Genomic DNA, 15,791 nt, shown 5'->3' with positions numbered 1-15,791 from the left:
GCATAGCCACTTTTTCGACAAACTGGGACGGGGCCTCTGTCTATGACAGAGGCCCCGTTTTCTTTAATCCTTCCGCAGGAAATACCGGACCATGGTCAGCCCCAGCAGGGCTATGATCCCCATATACACATAGAGCAAAAACTGCTCTGCTGTACCGATACCGCCGCCCCAGCTTTCTGTCACCGATCCGTCCCGGTACCGGCCGGTAATGTCATTTCCTTCCCTGTCCAGAAGGCGTATTTCCCGGACATCCAGCCAAAACACCTGATCCTGACCATCCCCGAATTCCCAGCCCAAGTCCCGGATCAATTCTTCCTGGTCATAAAGCCACAGGAAGTCAGGCTCCTCCAGGTCATAGGTCCGGGTGGTGGTCCACCGCTGGATCCCGTCCCAGCTTCCGCCCCAGAATTCCAGTTGGGCGGACAATATCTCCCGGCACCCATACCCGGCGATCATAAACTGTGTCCGGTCCGTCCCCAATCCGCCTACATCATCGCAATATACTCCGGCGGTGTAAGGGGAGGGAGAATAGGAGGCGCTGACCGGGCGGTATTTGCCAAATATCCCCCGCTTGAGCAGTACGATCCCATTTACATTATTCCTGTTGTCCGCCTTGAAAAAAATTGCCAGTTGTCCTTCTATTTCCTGCCAGCCGCCCACATGGATCGGCGTTCCCTCCTGGACTCCCTTTGTATCCCGGCTGTCTGATGGACGGGATACATAATCCTCCACAGCGGCCAGCCGGCCGGCCTCGGTATTGGGATAGTGGAACTCCTGGTCATAGAGCCACCACATACACCACAGGGCCACCACCACTGACAGCACGGCGGCCAGCAGCCGGGTCCGCTTCACCCGTTTCAGGAACTTCAGCGTCCCCTTTGGTGCTTTCTCCAGCGGCACCTGCGCCCGCATATCCTTCTCCAGCTCCCTGCAATTCTCACAGCCCTCCAGGTGCGCCCGCACCTGAGCGGAAGTTTCCTCCTCCGTCAGTCCCTCCAAATAGGCGGGCAGCAGGTCCCGCACCACACAGCAGTCCAAATTATTGCGACCGTTTTCCACCATATCCACCTCCCATCAGTTTGGCCAGTTCCTCCTTACCCCGGTAAAAGCGCACCCTGGCCCACACCTCGCTCTTTCCCAAAATGTCCCCGATCTCACGGAAGGAGAAATCGCCGGCCAGCCGAAGGTGGATCACCTCCCGTGTATCCCCGTCCAGCCGCTGCATGGCCCGGTACAGTGCCATACGGTCCTCCCTCCGCTCTGTCTCCTCCACTGGATCGTCAGAGGCAGCCAGGGTAGACAGCCGCTCCTCCTCCAGCGGAGCCGTCCTCTTCCGGCGCTCCAGTTCCTTGTACCACAGGCGCTTGGCGATGGCGCACAGCCAGACCTGGGGCGTGCTGTCCCCCCGAAAGGCATCCAGGTTCTTCAGCGCCTGATAGAAGGTCTCTTGGGTCAGTTCCTCCGCGGTATCCTGCTCCCCGGTGATGGAGAACAGATATCGGAACACCTGCCGGGCGTGCTGCTCGTACAGGTCCTCCCCCCTGTGTGCCATGGCCTTCACCTCCCTCTCTCTGACCGTTAGTTCCTTGTCAGGCCCTTTCGTTACAACATTTTACCCGTCTATAAAAAATACTTATTTTTCCATCTATTCGCGCAAAAGGTCGATTCCATCTTGCCTTTTGCCATGTCTATTGCTATAATCTAAAATATAACAATAAAAAACGCAACTGCTTTTTACAAGGTCGTACAGAGCCTCCCTCTGTGCGGCCTTCTATTCCCCAAACCAGTCTGGAAGGATGTGACAGTAAAATGCATCGGCTCGGGACCCGTCCCAAGCGGAGGGGCGATGTGGACATGACGCAGGGAAATGTGGCCCACCATTTAGTCATGTTCGCCCTCCCCCTTCTGGCGGGCAACATCTTTCAGCAATTTTACAACACCGTAGACACATGGGTAGTGGGCAACTTCGTCAGTAATGAGGCCTTCTCCGCTGTGGGTACCGTCACCCCCATCGTCAATATGCTCATCGGCTCTTTTATGGGCCTTGCCAGCGGGGCTGGCGTGGTCATCTCCCAATATTACGGCGCCAAACAGATGGAGCGGGTCAAGCAGGCCGTCCACACCTCCCTTGTCATGACTCTGGTGCTGGGCGTAATCATGACGGCTGCCGGCATCCTGCTCACCCCCTTCCTCCTGGGGCTGATGAAAACGCCCGCGGATGTCTTTCCAGAGGCCACGGCCTACCTCACCATCTATTTCTCAGGGGTGATGGGCCTGATGCTCTACAATATGGGAGCGGGCATCCTCCGGGCGGTGGGTGATTCCAAGCGCCCATTCTATTTTCTGGTGGCGGCGGCCGTGCTCAACATCGGCCTGGACCTACTGCTGGTCATTGTGTTCCATATGGGAGTAGAGGGCGTGGCCTACGCCACCATTATCTCCCAGGGCGTTTCCGCCCTGCTCACTCTGCTGCTCCTGGTCCGCACCAGCTCCTGCGTCAAGCTGGACTGGCGGGCCCTGCGGGCTACCCCCTTCATTTTGAAGCAGATTGCCCGCGTCGGCATCCCCGCTGCCCTGCAGATGGCCATAACCGCCTTTTCCAACGTATTCGTTCAGTCCTATATCAACTTCTTCCAGGCTGACTGCATGTCCGGCTGGACCGCTTATACGAAGATCGATCAGATCATGTTCCTGCCCATGCAGTCCCTGGCCCTGGCCGCCACCACCTTTGTGGGCCAGAATCTGGGCACCGGCCAACTGGACCGGGCCAAGGAGGGCACCCGGACCGCCTTTTGTCTCTCTTTGGGCATCACCGTAGCCCTCTCTGTTGTGACGTTCTGCGCCGCACCCGCTCTGGTGGCCTTTTTCAACGATAAGCCGGAAGTGGTCTCTTACGGCACCCTCTTCCTGCGGGCCCTGGGTCCCTGCTATGTGCTGTGCTGTGTCAATCAGATCTATGCCGGCGCCCTTCGGGGGGCGGGCAAGAGTCAGGTCCCTATGTACATCATGCTCTTTTCCTTTGTGGTGTTCCGTCAGATCTATCTGTACGTCACAGCGAACTTCATCTCCAACACCGTCCTTCCTATCGCCATGAGTTATCCGGCTGGCTGGCTGATGTGCAGTGTGGTTACTCTGGTCTACTACCACCGAGTAGGTTTGGGCGGCAACCGTCTGGTAGACGACTCCGCCTCCATGCCATCCCGGCCCTAAACCGCCAAAAGGCCCCGGCGCTCAACGAGCGCCGGGGCCTTTTCTTTTTTAGTCGTCCCAGTCCTTTTCGTATTCCAGGATCGCTCCGGAGGCTCCGTCGATGGTGTACTCATACTCCATGCCGCCGGACCGAAATTCCACCTCATACTCCAGCCGGCCGTCGTCATAGTCCCGCTCAGACCGCAAGCCGGCGACCTGGCTCTCGGACAGGCCGGCGTGCCCCAAGGCGGCAGACTCAGCCGCTTCCGAGCCGATATCCGTACTGGAGGCACTGGCGTGCTTCTCCGTATCATAGGCGACCACGGAGCCATCGACAGCGTCGATGGTATAGTCATATTCGGTGCTGCCTACCCAGAACTCCACCTCGTATTCCAGCCGCCCATCGTCCCAGTCCTGCTTCACCTTTACATCGGTGGCCTGGGACTCGCTGACACCGGCGTGTTTCAGCGCGGCGGACTTGGCCGCTTCCGCGCCCACATCTTGGGTGCCAGAGCCACCAGTGCCGGAACCGCTGTAATTCGGCGCCCGGTGGGTCTCCCGCTCCTGCTTCAGTACAGAGCCGTCGGCGGCGGCGATAGTATAGTCGTACTCGGTGGTATCCACCCAGAACTCCACTTCGTATTCCAGCCGGCCATCATCCCAGTCCTGCCGGACCCGCAGACCGCTGACCTGGCTCTCAGACACGCCGGCATGTTTCAGCGCCGCCTCCTTGGCCTTCTCCTGGCCAATATCACTGGAGCCGCTGCTGGGTTTCGTCCCGGCATCGCCGCTCTGCCCGCTGGCCAGAATATCCTTCTGGCCGCTCAGAACTTCTCCTGTCCAAGCGTCGATATGGTACTCAAACTCTCCCCTGGCTGTCTTAAGCTCCACCTCATAGTGGGGTACGCGGTCGTCCAACTCAGGATCTACATCGGCCACCACAGAGCTCACCGCCATCGTGCCCGCATATTCCTCCGCAGCGATGAACGCCGCCTCTTTTCCAATCGGCATCGCGGGGGCGCCGATCTTGGCCAGGTCCTTCAGCTCCTCCACAGAGAGCTTGGCCAGCTCTTCAAACTTTAGATCGTTGTTCAGCGCGATCACCTGGTTGACCAAGCTGGCCTTTCCGGTGGAGATGTTATTTGCCTTCGCCTGCTGGTCCAGCTCCACACTGGCGTCCACTGTCTGGCTAAGGATAGACGCATTGGATGCCTGGGCCTGGAGGACTGCGTCCACGGCACCTGTCAGCTCCTGCTGGAGCTTGACCGCCCGTGCCTGGTCCTTATCTTCCACAGAGATCATGATGGCGGAGGAGATGCTGTCCAGATAACCGTTGCTCACCAGGGCACCGACGATGGCGTTCACCGCCACGTCCAGCTTTGTCCCCTTCAGGTCTGCCCCACCCCCCATACTGGACAGGACTGTACGGGCCTCCTCATTCAGGGGGGTGCAGGAGAGGACTTTCTCCCTTTTATTTACCTTCAACTCAATACTTGGATTCACATCCAGAGAAACAACAGAGGCCACAGCGTTTGCCTGATAATAAAACGCGCCGCCTCCGCCGCCAACCAGCGCCAGGGCCAGACAGGCAGCCATCAGATTGCGTATGGTCCTGCTTGGACGTTTCTTCGTCATAGGGATCACGGTTCCTTTCCGCGCCTCACAGCGGGAGAGCACCCCTTCCAGATCATCGGGGGCGGCAGCGGACAGGGCCAGCTCCAGCCGGCGTTCCAGTTCCTTATCTGTCATCGGGCGTCATCTCCTTCCAGCCGTACTTTCAGCTTTTTCAGCGCTCTGTGATATTTGGACAGGACCGTGGCCAGAGGCAGCTCCAACAGCTGCGCAATCTCCCGGTGCTTCAGCCCAGTGACGGCGTGGAGCACCACGATCCGCCGCTCCTGCTCCTCCAGCGCCGCCAGGGCCGTCTGGAGCAGCTCCCGCTCCTCCGGGGAGAGGGCCGGACCCTCGGCCGGAATGGCGTCCCACTCCTCCTCGCTCAGATCCGCCTGACGTTCTCTCTGCCGCAAAGCCATCAGCGCCAGGTTCCGGGCCACCGCCAGGATCCACGCCATGGGCGAGCCCTGGGGGCGGTATTGGGGCGCCTTCTCCCAGATCCGAACAAAGGCGTCCTGGGTGAGATCCTGGGCGTCATGGGCGTTTTTCACATAGGACAAAGTGATACCATATACCGCCGTACGGGTACGGTGGTACAGCTCTGCCAGAGCCTCCCGGCTGCCGGCGGCTATCTCGATCAGCAGCCTGTCCAGCGCCTCCCGGTCCTCTTTGCCCGTTCCTTTCGTTGTCTGTGCCATAAGCAGCATCAGCATGGGCCATTTCTCCTGTCATTCAAGTAATGCACAAGCCGCTCGTTTTATTGCGCGGTGGAAAAAGTTTTTTTGACACCTACCTAGCGTTTGAGTTTAAACCTTTTTTCTAAAAAAAACAAGAGCCGCTTCGGCGGCTCTTGGCCAATTTTTATTTTATCCCTCCGGCTGGAGCCCAGCTTTTTTCAGCCGGTTCCGGAGCATCGGTCCTACCGCAATAGCCACTACCATCTTGACCAGGTCCCCGGGGATAAAGGGGAATACGCACATGGTCAGGGCGGGCAGCAGATCGCTTTCCGCCTGGAAGCAGAACCAGGCCGTGCCAAAGGCATAGCACAGGGCGGTGGCTCCAATCATCCCGGCCAGCTGTACGCCCCGGTTCCGAAATTTATCGATCACAAGGCCGGCAATCACCGCCATGGGGATGAAACCGACGATATAGCCGCCCGTTGGGCCGGCCAGTTTAGCCAGGCCGCCGGAGTACCCGGAGAACACAGGCATTCCCACCATGCCGATGAGCACATAGACCAGATAGCTGACGGTACCCCGTTTCCAGCCCAGAACATACAGCGTGATGTAAATGGCAAAATTCGTAAAGGAGATTGGCACCGGCCCGACGGGAATGGAAAGGGGGCCCAGGACGCAGATGACGGCAGCCATAACCGCGGTCATCGCCAGCGGATAAACTTTATTCCTTGTTTTGGTTTCCATATTTTCTCTCCCTATCTACCGTTCTAATTGATAGCCAAGCCGGATAGCCATTTCCATATCTCCCGCCACGCTGGTGCCAGTGGTGGTCAGCATATCCCCGGTAATCGCGGCATTGGCCCCGGAGCGAAACAGCGCCTCGCCCCCATCGGGAAATCGACCCCGGCCGGCCGCCATGCGGATCCAGGCGGTTGGATTTATGTACCGGAACAGGGCCACCGCCCGCAGCACATCCTCCTGGGAGATCGGCTCGACCTGCTCCAGTGGAGTACCTGGGATGGGGGTGAGCAGATTCAGCGGGATGGAGTCTATCTCCAGCTCCGCCAGGCTCAACGCCATATCGATGCGGTCCTCCCAGCTCTCCCCCATTCCTAAGATCCCCCCGGAGCACACCTGAAGTCCCGCCTCCTTGGCTCGGAGGATGTTGTCTATCTTATCCTGATAAGTATGGCTGGTGCATATCATGGGGAAATATCTACGGGAGGTCTCCAGATTGGCGTGGAAGCGGGTCACACCGGCCTCCTTCAGCGCCTTGAGCTCCTCCAGGGTCTGTAGACCGTGGGAGGCGCACAGGGCCAGACCCGTCTCCTTCCGCAGCCGGCGGTAGGCCGCCAGACCGCGCTCCAGCTCCTGGCCGTGGAGGTCCCGGCCGGCCGTCACAATGGAGTACCAGTGGACGCCGGCAGCCTCGTTTCGCTTTCCCTCGGCCAAAATATCCTCTTCCGGCAGGAAGGGGTACTCCTTCACATGGGTGTTATGGTGGCAGGATTGGGCGCAGAATTTGCAGTCCTCCCCGCACCGGCCGCTTCGGCCATTGATGATCGTACAAAAATCAAAGCGGTCGCCGCACAGCTCTCTCCGAATGGTGTCCGCTCCCGCCCGCAGTTCTTCCAGGTCCGCTGTCAAGAGTTGGGACAGATCGTCCGACCGGTTCAGGCGGCGGCCTGATCGGATCTCCTCAGCTAGTTTTTTCACTTTGATCCCCCCAGATTGTAAACCATTTTCATTTTTTAGTATACGTCTCCCCCCGCAGTCTGTCAACCAAAAAATTTTTCAGTTGACGATTTGCGTATTTCGCCTTTCGACAACATCCGCCCTTGTAAATCTATTCTCTTTTGGGTATAATTTCTTTCACGTGTTTTCCATGGATGAAAGGAGTCTCCTATGATCAAACAAAACCGATGGTTGTGCCTGTTTCTGGCCTTCCTTCTATTCGCTGGACCGGCTCTGCCTGCTCAGGCCGCGGAAGCGGACTTTGCCTCCTTCCTGATCGACGGGGATGAGATGGACTTTCCCCAGCGCCCCCTGCATATCCAGCTCTACCAGAGAGATCAAACCGGGACGTTTGTTCCCTCCGACCAGGTAGTCGGAAGTTTCCCCCTTAATCGCACCGCAGGGAACACCACCTTTTATATCCAGCTCCATGCTGACGGGGTACAGGTGACAGTGGACTACCTGACCGACGCGAACAGTGATGGTGTCTATGAACTGTTAGATGGACAGGATGATCCCATCTGTGACGTAGTCACCGCTGACGGCCGGCTGACCGCCTGGGACGGGGTGGATCACAGGCTGGAGGAGGGCCAGATCTTTGCCCTCCCCGCCGATCTGCTGGCCAGCCGGGGGCAGGCTGTCCTCCAAGGCCGGCTGGCGGCAGGTCAGGAGGATGTGGACCCGGACCATCTGATCTACCTGCTCTCCCTTTCCTATGTTCCTGCCGGCGGGGGCGAGCCCCAGACGCTCCACTATTACCTCCAGCTGTTCCAGTCGGTGATCATCCCCTCCGATGTGCCCGTTGGCTCCTGGTACTACGAGGCTGTGGAATATGGTCTGGCCCAGGGCTTTTTCTCCGGCACCGGCGAGGACTCCTTCTCCCCCCAGGGCACGGTCACACGGGCCCAACTGGCCCAGATTCTGTGGCGCTTGGGCGGCTCTGAAGAAGGGCGGGAAGTTTCCTTCACCGACGTTTCCTCCGGAGATTGGTTCCTTGACGCCGCCTGCTGGTGCGCCCAGGAGGGAGTCATGTCCGGTGTAGGCGACCAGCGGTTTGGCCCGAACCAGGTACTCAGCCGGGAGCAGTTAGCTCTGATCCTGTACCAATACGCCCGCAGGACCGGGCTCCAGATGGAGGGTGGGCAGTCTTTGGCGCTGTTTACCGACGGTCCCTCTACCTCCTCCTGGGCACGGGTGGCCCTGGGCTGGGCTGTGGACCATCAGCTGCTGTCCGGTTATGAGGATGGTTCCCTCCATCCCGGACAGGGCGTCACCCGTGCGGAACTGGCTGTGGCTCTGTATCGCTTCTGTCAGGATCTCCTGGAGCTTTGACCTTTCCCATAACGGACCTGGCCGGTTTTCCGGCCGGGTCCGTGCTCTTTTTTCCCTGTGTGGTTAAAGGCTGGAATATTTGTCCAAACTATCCATACAATGGTCCACAGGAAGAAATGAAAGGAGCGTGGCTATATGGCGTTTTCTCTGTCCCGCCGCCGGTGTGATAGCGCACAGGAGTTGGAGCGGCAGGAGCTGGTGGCCTCCTTGGCCCATACCCGCACCCTCATCAATCAGGCCTATGGGGGGTTTAATACAGCCAGCGACGGGGACCTCATCGAGTCCTATGTTTTTGAGATCAATGCCCTCCAGGCGCGGTACAACTACCTGCTGCGCCGGGTCAAGCAGCTGGAGGGGGTTTCATGACAGGATTGCCGGGATTCGCAGCCTGGGGGCTGGCCGGACTGCTGGTCTGCACCGCCCTGTTGATCCTCCGCCGCCCTGTGGCCCAGCTGATCCGTCTGATTCTGCGCTCCTCAGTGGGACTGGCCGCCCTGGCCCTGTTTTCCCAGGTTGGTCAGGCATTGGGCGTGACTTTGGGGGTCAACCTGGTCAATGCCCTGGTGCTGGGGCTGCTGGGCGTACCTGGCTTCGGCCTGCTGCTGATGCTCCAGTGGGTGCTAAAATAGATGGCTTGACCAGGCTTTATATAGCCGCCTTTCACACTGCCGCCCGGCTTTTCTGGGCGGCAGTTCTTGTCGTTTTCAGAAAATATTTATATAATTGATTATATTCTTCTTTTTCTCTTGACTGTAAAGGGACTTCATACTTTACACTGGTCCCATCTAAGCCATTCATTTTCAGGAAGGAGACAGCTATGACCATCAAAGAAATAGAAGACCGCACCGGGCTGCCTCGGGCCAATATCCGGTTCTATGAGTCCCAGGGCCTGATCGCCCCAAGCCGTGGGGAAAACGGTTATCGGGACTACTCCCAGGAGGACTGTCAGACTCTGCTGAAAATCAAGCTGCTGCGGAAGCTGGACTGCTCCCTGGAGGACATCCGGTCCCTCCAAGCGGGAGAACGATCCCTGGATCAGCTCCTGGAGCAGAGGCTGGCCCAGCTGGAGGGCAGATACGCCGAGCTGGAGCAGGCCAAGGCCCTATGCCAGAAGCTGCGGGAGGACCGGGCGGACTGGTCCTCCATGGACCCGGCCCGCTATCTCTCCTGGGCCCCTTCCACCCCAGCGGATGAGGTGGCCGACATCCGCTTCCGCATCCCCTGGCGGCGGTATTTCGCACGTTCCCTGGACCTGCTGCTGTATGGCACTCTGTGGAGCGTACTGCTTGCTCTGGTCTTTCGGATCAACATCCTCTGGCGGGGCCCTTTGGGGGATCTGCTGGATACGGCGGCCACCCTGACCCTTATGGCGGCGCTGGAGCCCCTGTTCCTCCACCGCTGGGGGACCACCCCAGGCAAGGCCCTTTTCCGGCTGAAGCTCACCCGGTCAGACGGCAGCTATCTCTCCCTCCAGGAGGGCTTTCGGCGGACCTTGTCGGTAATCATTATGGGGCTGGGTCTGACCATCACGCTTTCCATTCTCGCCCTCATCCCTCTTGTGACTCTGATCCTGGGCTACGTCCGCTGCAAAAAGGGGCGGGAGCAGCCCTGGGCCCTGGAGGACGAGGCCTGGTCCGACGGTACCGACGGCACTCAGGGCTTCTGGGATCAGCCCCGCTCCGGACGCCGCGCGGCAGCCTATCCGGGCATCTACGCGCTCTGTGTGGCCCTCCTTATGGGCGCCGCTCTGTTTGCCGCTATCCCCCGGCACCATGGCGCCCTGACCCCGGAGGAATTTGCCGCCAACTACAACCATCTAGCCACCTTTGCCTCCGCCCCCGAGGAGCCCGGCTATATGCTCCAGCCAGACGGCTCCTGGCTCCAGACGGACCCAAACAGCTTCCCCATCTTTCTGTTTGGCTCCGGCCCTCTGGATATGGACATCCAAAGCCGGCAGGGGGCGGTCACCGGTCTGTCCTTCTCCATGGAGAACCGGGAGCAGGGCGGCGTCCGTTCCCTTTCCACCACTCAGGTATGGCACACGGTGAACGCCCTGCTGGGTCACGGCGAACTGCTGGCCCACCCCTCCCTGAAACCGGTGCTGTCCGCCCTGAAGGAACCCCGTCCCGGCACCCAGAGCTGGACTGTGGACGGCTGGCAGCTCACCCTGGAGCTAGAATTGAAGGGGTATGACAGCCACAAGGGCCAGCTGGTTTCCCTGCCGGGCCAGGAGCAGTATGTCCGATATGACTTCTCCATTCGGCAAATCTAAGAAAAGAGATCGTTTCCTGGCCCCTTTTCCCTGTTCAGCCATTGACACTCCCTTTTCAGTTGTCTATAATTAAAAGTTGCCCCGGTCCCTTCTGCGGAGCGGGGCAATTTTTTATAGGAAAGGGGCTCTTCAAATGAGCGACCAGCGTGTTTACAACTTCTCCGCCGGCCCGTCTATGCTTCCACTGTCCGCACTGGAGCGCGCCGGGTCAGAAATCACCAACTACCGGGGGTCCGGTATGTCTGTGATGGAGATGAGTCACCGGTCAAAAGTTTTCATCCAGATCTTTGAGGAGACCCAGGAGAAACTGCGCCGGATCATGAACGTCCCCCAGGGATATAAGATCCTGTTTCTCCAGACAGGCGCCTCCGGCCAGTTCTCCATGATCCCCTTGAACCTCATTGGAAAGACGGGAAAGGCCGACTACGCCGTCACCGGCAACTTCTCCAACCTGGCTTACAAGGAAGCCCAGAAGTACGGCCAGATCCATCTGGCCGCCTCCAGCGAGGACCGGGACCACAGCTACATCCCCGCCCAGAGCCAGTTGAAGCTGGACCCAGAGGCCAGCTATTTTTACTACTGCGCCAACAACACCATTTATGGCACCGAGTGGCAATATGTCCCTGACACCGGCAGCGTGCCCCTGGTGTGTGATATGTCCTCCGACATCCTGTCCATGCCGGTGGATGTATCCAAATTCGGCCTTATCTATGCTGGGGCACAGAAAAACATGGCCCCTGCCGGCCTCACTGTGGTCATCATCAAGGAGGAGTTAGCCGGGCATGAGTTGCCCTATACCCCCCTTATCATGAACTACAAGACCATGATCGACAAGGATTCCATGTACAATACCCCCCCCTGCTGGTGCATCTATATGCTGGGCCTCACTCTGGACTGGGTGGAGGAGAACGGCGGACTGGCCGGTATGGAGAAGCTGAAGTGGCAGCGGGCCAATATGCTCTATGACACGCTGGACAACTCCAAGCTGTTCCGGTGTCACGGGGAAAAGGGCTCCCGCTCCGGCATGAACGTCACCTTCCGCACCGGCAGCGAGGAACTGGACGCCAAGTTCGTTTCCCAGGCGGCCCAGGCCGGCTTTGTCAATCTGAAGGGCCACCGGAAGACCGGCGGGATGCGGGCTTCTATCTATAACGCTATGCCCGTCGAAGGCGTGGAAAAGCTCTGCGACTTTATCAAGGCCTTCGATAAAGCGAACTGACGGGGCCCCCATAGGAGCCCCGCGCAGTGGGTCCCATGGGGAGAGGAGGCGCAAGGAATCGCAGCGAGGAATACCTGCCAGAGCGTCCCGAGCGAAGCGAACTTTGCGCCAACCACAACGCCAAGCCTGTGGAGGGCGTTGAAAAGCTGTGCGATTTTATCCAGGCGTTTGACCGGAAGGACCGACGCGGCCGACATGGCCGCTCCTATAACATAAAATAAGGTGATCGTATGTACCGTATTAAGACTTTGAACAAAATCTCTTCCGCCGGGCTGGACCAGCTGGACAAAAGCCGCTTCCAGATTGGAACGGAAGTGGAGAACGAGGATGGCATCCTGGTCCGCTCCGCCCCCATGCAGGACTATTCCTTCCCCCCCGCCCTCCGGGCCATCGCCCGGGCGGGCGCCGGGACCAATAACATCCCCATCGACCGCTGCTCCGAGAACGGCATCGTGGTGTTCAACACCCCCGGCGCAAACGCCAACGCGGTGAAAGAGCTGGTCATCGCCGCCATGCTCATCGCCTCCCGGGATATTCTGGGAGGGGCGGACTGGGTCCAGGAGCAGGCCCACACCCCTAAGGTGGATGTGGCCGCCGCTGTGGAGAAGGGCAAATCCGCCTTTGTGGGGCCAGAGCTCTACCGCAAGACCCTGGGCGTTATCGGCTTGGGCGCCATCGGCGCCCTGGTGTGCAACATCGCCCTGGACCTGGGGATGGATGTATACGGCTATGACCCCTTCCTATCTGTGGACGCGGCCCTCCGGCTGGACCGCCATGTCCATGTGGTCAAGGACGTGAATGAGTTGTACCGGGTGTCTGACTACATCACCATTCACGTCCCCTATAACAACAACACCAAGGACTTTATCAACGCCGAGGCCATTTCCAAAATGAAGGGCCAGGTGCGCGTCCTCAATCTGGCCCGCGGCGGCCTGGTCAATGACGAGGATATGATCGCCGCCCTGGAATCCGGCCGGGTCGCCAAATATGTCACAGACTTCCCGGACGAGCGGATTACCACGGTAAAGAACGTCATCGCCCTGCCCCACCTGGGGGCTTCCACCCCAGAGAGCGAGGAGAACTGCGCTGTCATGGCCGCCCGCCAACTCCAGGATTATCTGGTTAACGGCAACATCACCAACTCGGTGAACCTGCCCAACGTGTCACAGGAGTGGAGCGGCATCGCCCGGCTGTGCCTGATCCATAAGAACGTGCCCGCCATGCTGACCCAGATCATGTCCACCCTTTCTGACGACCGCATCAACGTGGAAAACATGACGAATAAGTCCAGAAAGGACTATGCCTACACCATCGTAGATGTGAACACCCGGCTGACTGACGAAGTGGCGGATGAGCTGCGGGCCATCCCCAATATGATCCGTGTCCGGGTGCTGAACCACTGATGCGGCCCCATATCCAGTACAACTCCCCGGTGGTCCTCACCTTTGCTCTCCTCTCCCTCGGCGCTCTGGCCCTGGGGTGGGCCACCGGTGGCTGGACCACCCTGCATCTGTTCTGTGTCTATCGTTCTCCCCTGTCTGACCCCCTGACCTATGTGCGTCTGGTGGGCCATGTGCTGGGCCATTCCGGCTATGCCCACTACTTGAGCAACATGATGCTCCTGCTGGTGGTGGGCCCTCCCCTGGAGGAAAAGTACGGCTCCCGCCGCCTGCTCCTGTGCATCCTGGTCACGGCCCTTATCTCCGGGCTGGTCCAGTTTTTGTGTTTTCCTAAGACAGCTCTGCTTGGGGCCAGCGGCATCGTATTCATGCTGATCCTGCTCTCCTCCCTGTCCGGTATGCGGGCGGGGGCTATCCCTCTGACCCTTATTCTGGTGGCCGTCCTCTATTTGGGAGGCGAGGTGGTTGACGCCATCACCCTCCGGGACAACGTATCCCAGCTCACCCATGTGGTGGGCGGGCTGTGCGGGGCCTGCCTAGGCTTTGCCATGAGCCGGAGGCCATAACGATATCCATAAAAAAGCTCTCTGTCAGATAGGTTTGACAGAGAGCTTCTTTTTATATGGCCTGAGCCTGACCCAATGCCGCTGGCTGCTGCACTGCGGTCTGGGCGTCACTCTCCAGACGGCGGTGGCTAGCCGCCTCCTGGATAATCCAGTTCCGCCGCTTCCAGTAGACCACCATGGTGACCAGGGGCGGAAACAGGTCGGACACCGTCTCCGCGAAGAAAGCGGCGGTAGCGCCGAAGACTGCCGGCAGCAGGAACAGGGCGGTGAAGTACACGCCCTTGCGGAGCAGAGACAGGGGCAGAGACCACTGCATCATCCCCATGCCGGTGAACCCGTCGATCAAGGTGTACTGGAAGGCCAGTGGGATGAGGCCAATGGTGCATATCTTGATGGCCTGGACCGCCAGAGCGGACACCTGGAGGTCGGGAGTGAAAATGTGGGTAAAGGGGGCGCACAGGAACTGGCCCACCAGGAACAGCACGGTGGTAAAGGCCAGACAGAGGGCCAGGATGTACTTCTGGGCCTCCAGAATGCGGTCGGGGCGGCCAGCCCCAAAGTTATAGCCCAGAATGGAGCCGGTAGAGCCGGTGATCCCCGCCATGGGCATGGTGATAATGAGCATGAAGGACTGGGCGATGGTAGCGGCGGCTACCAGCATATCTCCCTGCTCCGGTCCGCCGTAGTTCTGGAGAACAGCGTTCAGCGCGATAATCATCACATTGTCCAGCGCAATGATGAGGAAGGGAGCCAGCCCAGTGAGCAGGACCCTGGAGATGATCTTCCGGCTGTATCCCCCGAAGGTGATGCGCACCTGGGGTACAGGGCCAAAGAGAAAATGGAGGACAAACAGGCAGCTGCCCAGTTGGCTGATTACAGTGGCGATGGCCGCTCCACGTACCCCCATGTTCAGCCCAAAGATGAACACTGGGTCCAGGGCGATGTTGAGCACCGCCCCAAGCATCACCGACTGCATCCCCTTCTTGGCAAAGCCCTGGCAGATGACAAACTGGTTCATTCCGTTGGCCAGCAAGGCGAATACCGTGCCGAACAGGTAGTAGGTGTAATAGTCCAGAGCATAGGGCAGGGTGGTCTCACTGGCTCCGAAAAGCAGGAGCAGAGGCCGCCTGGTCAACAGGGCACCGGCCATCAGGAGCACCGCCAGCACGTTAAGCAGGAGAAAGCAGTTTGCCAGTATCTTTCTGGCCTGGGCCAGGTTACCCTCGCCCATTCGAATGGACATCAGGGGGGAACCGCCGACCCCTACCAAAAAGGCCACGGAGCCGATCATGGTGACCACGGGACCACAGACGCCGGCCCCCGCCAGGGCCAGGTTGCCGATCTCCGGGATATTCCCGATGTAGATGCGGTCCACAATGCTGTACAGCACACTGACAAATTGGGCCAGCATACTGGGAATCGCAATATTCAGGACCAGCTTTCGGATGGGATCGCGGCCCAGATCATTTTCCAGTTTCACGTTCTTCGCCTCTCCACACACTTTTTCTAAGTCTTCTCTAGGCGCTGGCAATTATAGCACCGGCCTCTCTCCTTGTAAATTAGGCAAAACCATAGCATTTCCCGCTTTTTTTCCAGAAAACTGGCCAAAATGCTTAATGGCGGAGGCCGGATGTCTCCCATGCTCCGCCTTCCGCCATACCACTGCCAAAAAATTTTTTACCCGCCCTATTGACAACAGCTTTCTATTGTTATATTGTATATGTAGTATATATACAGAAAACACAAAATAACAGTGCGTCAGAGGGCGGGCGCTGGACCTGGTACCGG

At 58.9% G+C, this 15,791-nt stretch carries 16 protein-coding genes; 9 read left to right on the top strand and 7 right to left on the bottom strand.

Annotated elements, in window-relative coordinates; all coding sequences use genetic code 11:
• Window positions 1–63: 63 nt before the first annotated feature.
• Window positions 64–1,062, bottom strand: a complete 999-nt coding sequence (locus H8S11_RS01200) for an anti-sigma factor (protein ID WP_186851906.1) — start codon at window positions 1,060–1,062, stop codon at window positions 64–66.
• Entirely contained in the window at window positions 1,040–1,552 is a 513-nt protein-coding gene (locus H8S11_RS01195; RefSeq protein ID WP_147571612.1) for an RNA polymerase sigma factor, read from the bottom strand. The genes H8S11_RS01200 and H8S11_RS01195 overlap by 23 nt, the downstream gene beginning before the upstream one ends.
• 257 nt (window positions 1,553–1,809) lie before the next feature.
• On the opposite strand from H8S11_RS01195, the gene H8S11_RS01190 reads away from it, so the two are divergent.
• The gene (locus H8S11_RS01190; RefSeq protein ID WP_186851905.1) at window positions 1,810–3,210 is read left to right on the top strand and encodes an MATE family efflux transporter; all 1,401 of its coding nucleotides are present in this window, start codon (window positions 1,810–1,812) and stop codon (window positions 3,208–3,210) included.
• Between the two features lie 48 nt (window positions 3,211–3,258).
• On the opposite strand, the gene H8S11_RS01185 is transcribed toward H8S11_RS01190, so the two are convergent.
• The 4 genes from H8S11_RS01185 to bioB all read right to left on the bottom strand — a co-directional run bounded on the left by H8S11_RS01185 (window position 3,259) and on the right by bioB (window position 7,196).
• Window positions 3,259–4,938, bottom strand: coding sequence for a PepSY domain-containing protein (locus H8S11_RS01185; RefSeq protein ID WP_186851904.1), 1,680 nt, complete (start codon window positions 4,936–4,938; stop codon window positions 3,259–3,261).
• Window positions 4,935–5,516 (bottom strand): RNA polymerase sigma factor, encoded by a 582-nt coding sequence (locus tag H8S11_RS01180; RefSeq protein WP_147571618.1) that lies wholly within the window; start codon window positions 5,514–5,516, stop codon window positions 4,935–4,937. Before H8S11_RS01180 ends, H8S11_RS01185 begins: the two co-directional genes overlap by 4 nt.
• 153 nt (window positions 5,517–5,669) lie before the next feature.
• Complete coding sequence (locus H8S11_RS01175) at window positions 5,670–6,224, bottom strand: biotin transporter BioY (RefSeq protein ID WP_147571619.1); 555 nt, start codon at window positions 6,222–6,224, stop codon at window positions 5,670–5,672.
• Between the two features lie 15 nt (window positions 6,225–6,239).
• Window positions 6,240–7,196, bottom strand: a complete 957-nt coding sequence (gene bioB / locus H8S11_RS01170; RefSeq protein ID WP_147571620.1) for a biotin synthase BioB — start codon at window positions 7,194–7,196, stop codon at window positions 6,240–6,242.
• A 189-nt stretch (window positions 7,197–7,385) separates the two neighbouring features.
• Between bioB and H8S11_RS01165 the strand changes: the two genes are divergently transcribed.
• The 8 genes from H8S11_RS01165 (at window position 7,386) to H8S11_RS01130 (ending at window position 14,003) form a co-directional block, all read left to right on the top strand.
• Window positions 7,386–8,546, top strand: a complete 1,161-nt coding sequence (locus H8S11_RS01165) for an S-layer homology domain-containing protein (protein ID WP_186851903.1) — start codon at window positions 7,386–7,388, stop codon at window positions 8,544–8,546.
• A gap of 135 nt (window positions 8,547–8,681) precedes the next feature.
• Window positions 8,682–8,912: a DUF2508 family protein gene (locus H8S11_RS01160; RefSeq protein ID WP_147571622.1), complete on the top strand. Its 231-nt coding sequence runs from the start codon at window positions 8,682–8,684 to the stop codon at window positions 8,910–8,912.
• Window positions 8,909–9,175, top strand: coding sequence for a pro-sigmaK processing inhibitor BofA family protein (locus tag H8S11_RS01155; RefSeq protein ID WP_147571623.1), 267 nt, complete (start codon window positions 8,909–8,911; stop codon window positions 9,173–9,175). Before H8S11_RS01160 ends, H8S11_RS01155 begins: the two co-directional genes overlap by 4 nt.
• 188 nt (window positions 9,176–9,363) lie before the next feature.
• On the top strand, window positions 9,364–10,818 hold the full coding sequence (locus H8S11_RS01150; protein WP_186851902.1) for a MerR family transcriptional regulator: 1,455 nt from the start codon (window positions 9,364–9,366) through the stop codon (window positions 10,816–10,818).
• A gap of 133 nt (window positions 10,819–10,951) precedes the next feature.
• The gene (serC, locus tag H8S11_RS01145; RefSeq protein ID WP_147571625.1) at window positions 10,952–12,037 is read left to right on the top strand and encodes a 3-phosphoserine/phosphohydroxythreonine transaminase; all 1,086 of its coding nucleotides are present in this window, start codon (window positions 10,952–10,954) and stop codon (window positions 12,035–12,037) included.
• Window positions 12,038–12,063: 26 nt separating this feature from the next.
• The gene (locus H8S11_RS01140; RefSeq protein ID WP_147571626.1) at window positions 12,064–12,258 is read left to right on the top strand and encodes a hypothetical protein; all 195 of its coding nucleotides are present in this window, start codon (window positions 12,064–12,066) and stop codon (window positions 12,256–12,258) included.
• Window positions 12,259–12,267: 9 nt separating this feature from the next.
• On the top strand, window positions 12,268–13,440 hold the full coding sequence (locus tag H8S11_RS01135; RefSeq protein WP_147571627.1) for a phosphoglycerate dehydrogenase: 1,173 nt from the start codon (window positions 12,268–12,270) through the stop codon (window positions 13,438–13,440).
• Complete coding sequence (locus H8S11_RS01130) at window positions 13,440–14,003, top strand: rhomboid family intramembrane serine protease (RefSeq protein ID WP_147571628.1); 564 nt, start codon at window positions 13,440–13,442, stop codon at window positions 14,001–14,003. Before H8S11_RS01135 ends, H8S11_RS01130 begins: the two co-directional genes overlap by 1 nt.
• A gap of 52 nt (window positions 14,004–14,055) precedes the next feature.
• Here H8S11_RS01130 and H8S11_RS01125 read toward each other — a convergent pair whose 3' ends face one another.
• Complete coding sequence (locus H8S11_RS01125; protein WP_147571629.1) at window positions 14,056–15,483, bottom strand: MATE family efflux transporter; 1,428 nt, start codon at window positions 15,481–15,483, stop codon at window positions 14,056–14,058.
• Between the last annotated feature and the right edge of the window lie 308 nt (window positions 15,484–15,791).

Source organism: Flintibacter hominis, assembly GCF_014287965.1.
Classification (GTDB): Bacteria; Bacillota; Clostridia; order Oscillospirales; family Oscillospiraceae; genus Lawsonibacter; species Lawsonibacter aceti.
The sequence above is the reverse complement of the archived record's forward strand: the minus strand, read 5'-3'. Positions and strand labels throughout refer to the sequence as shown.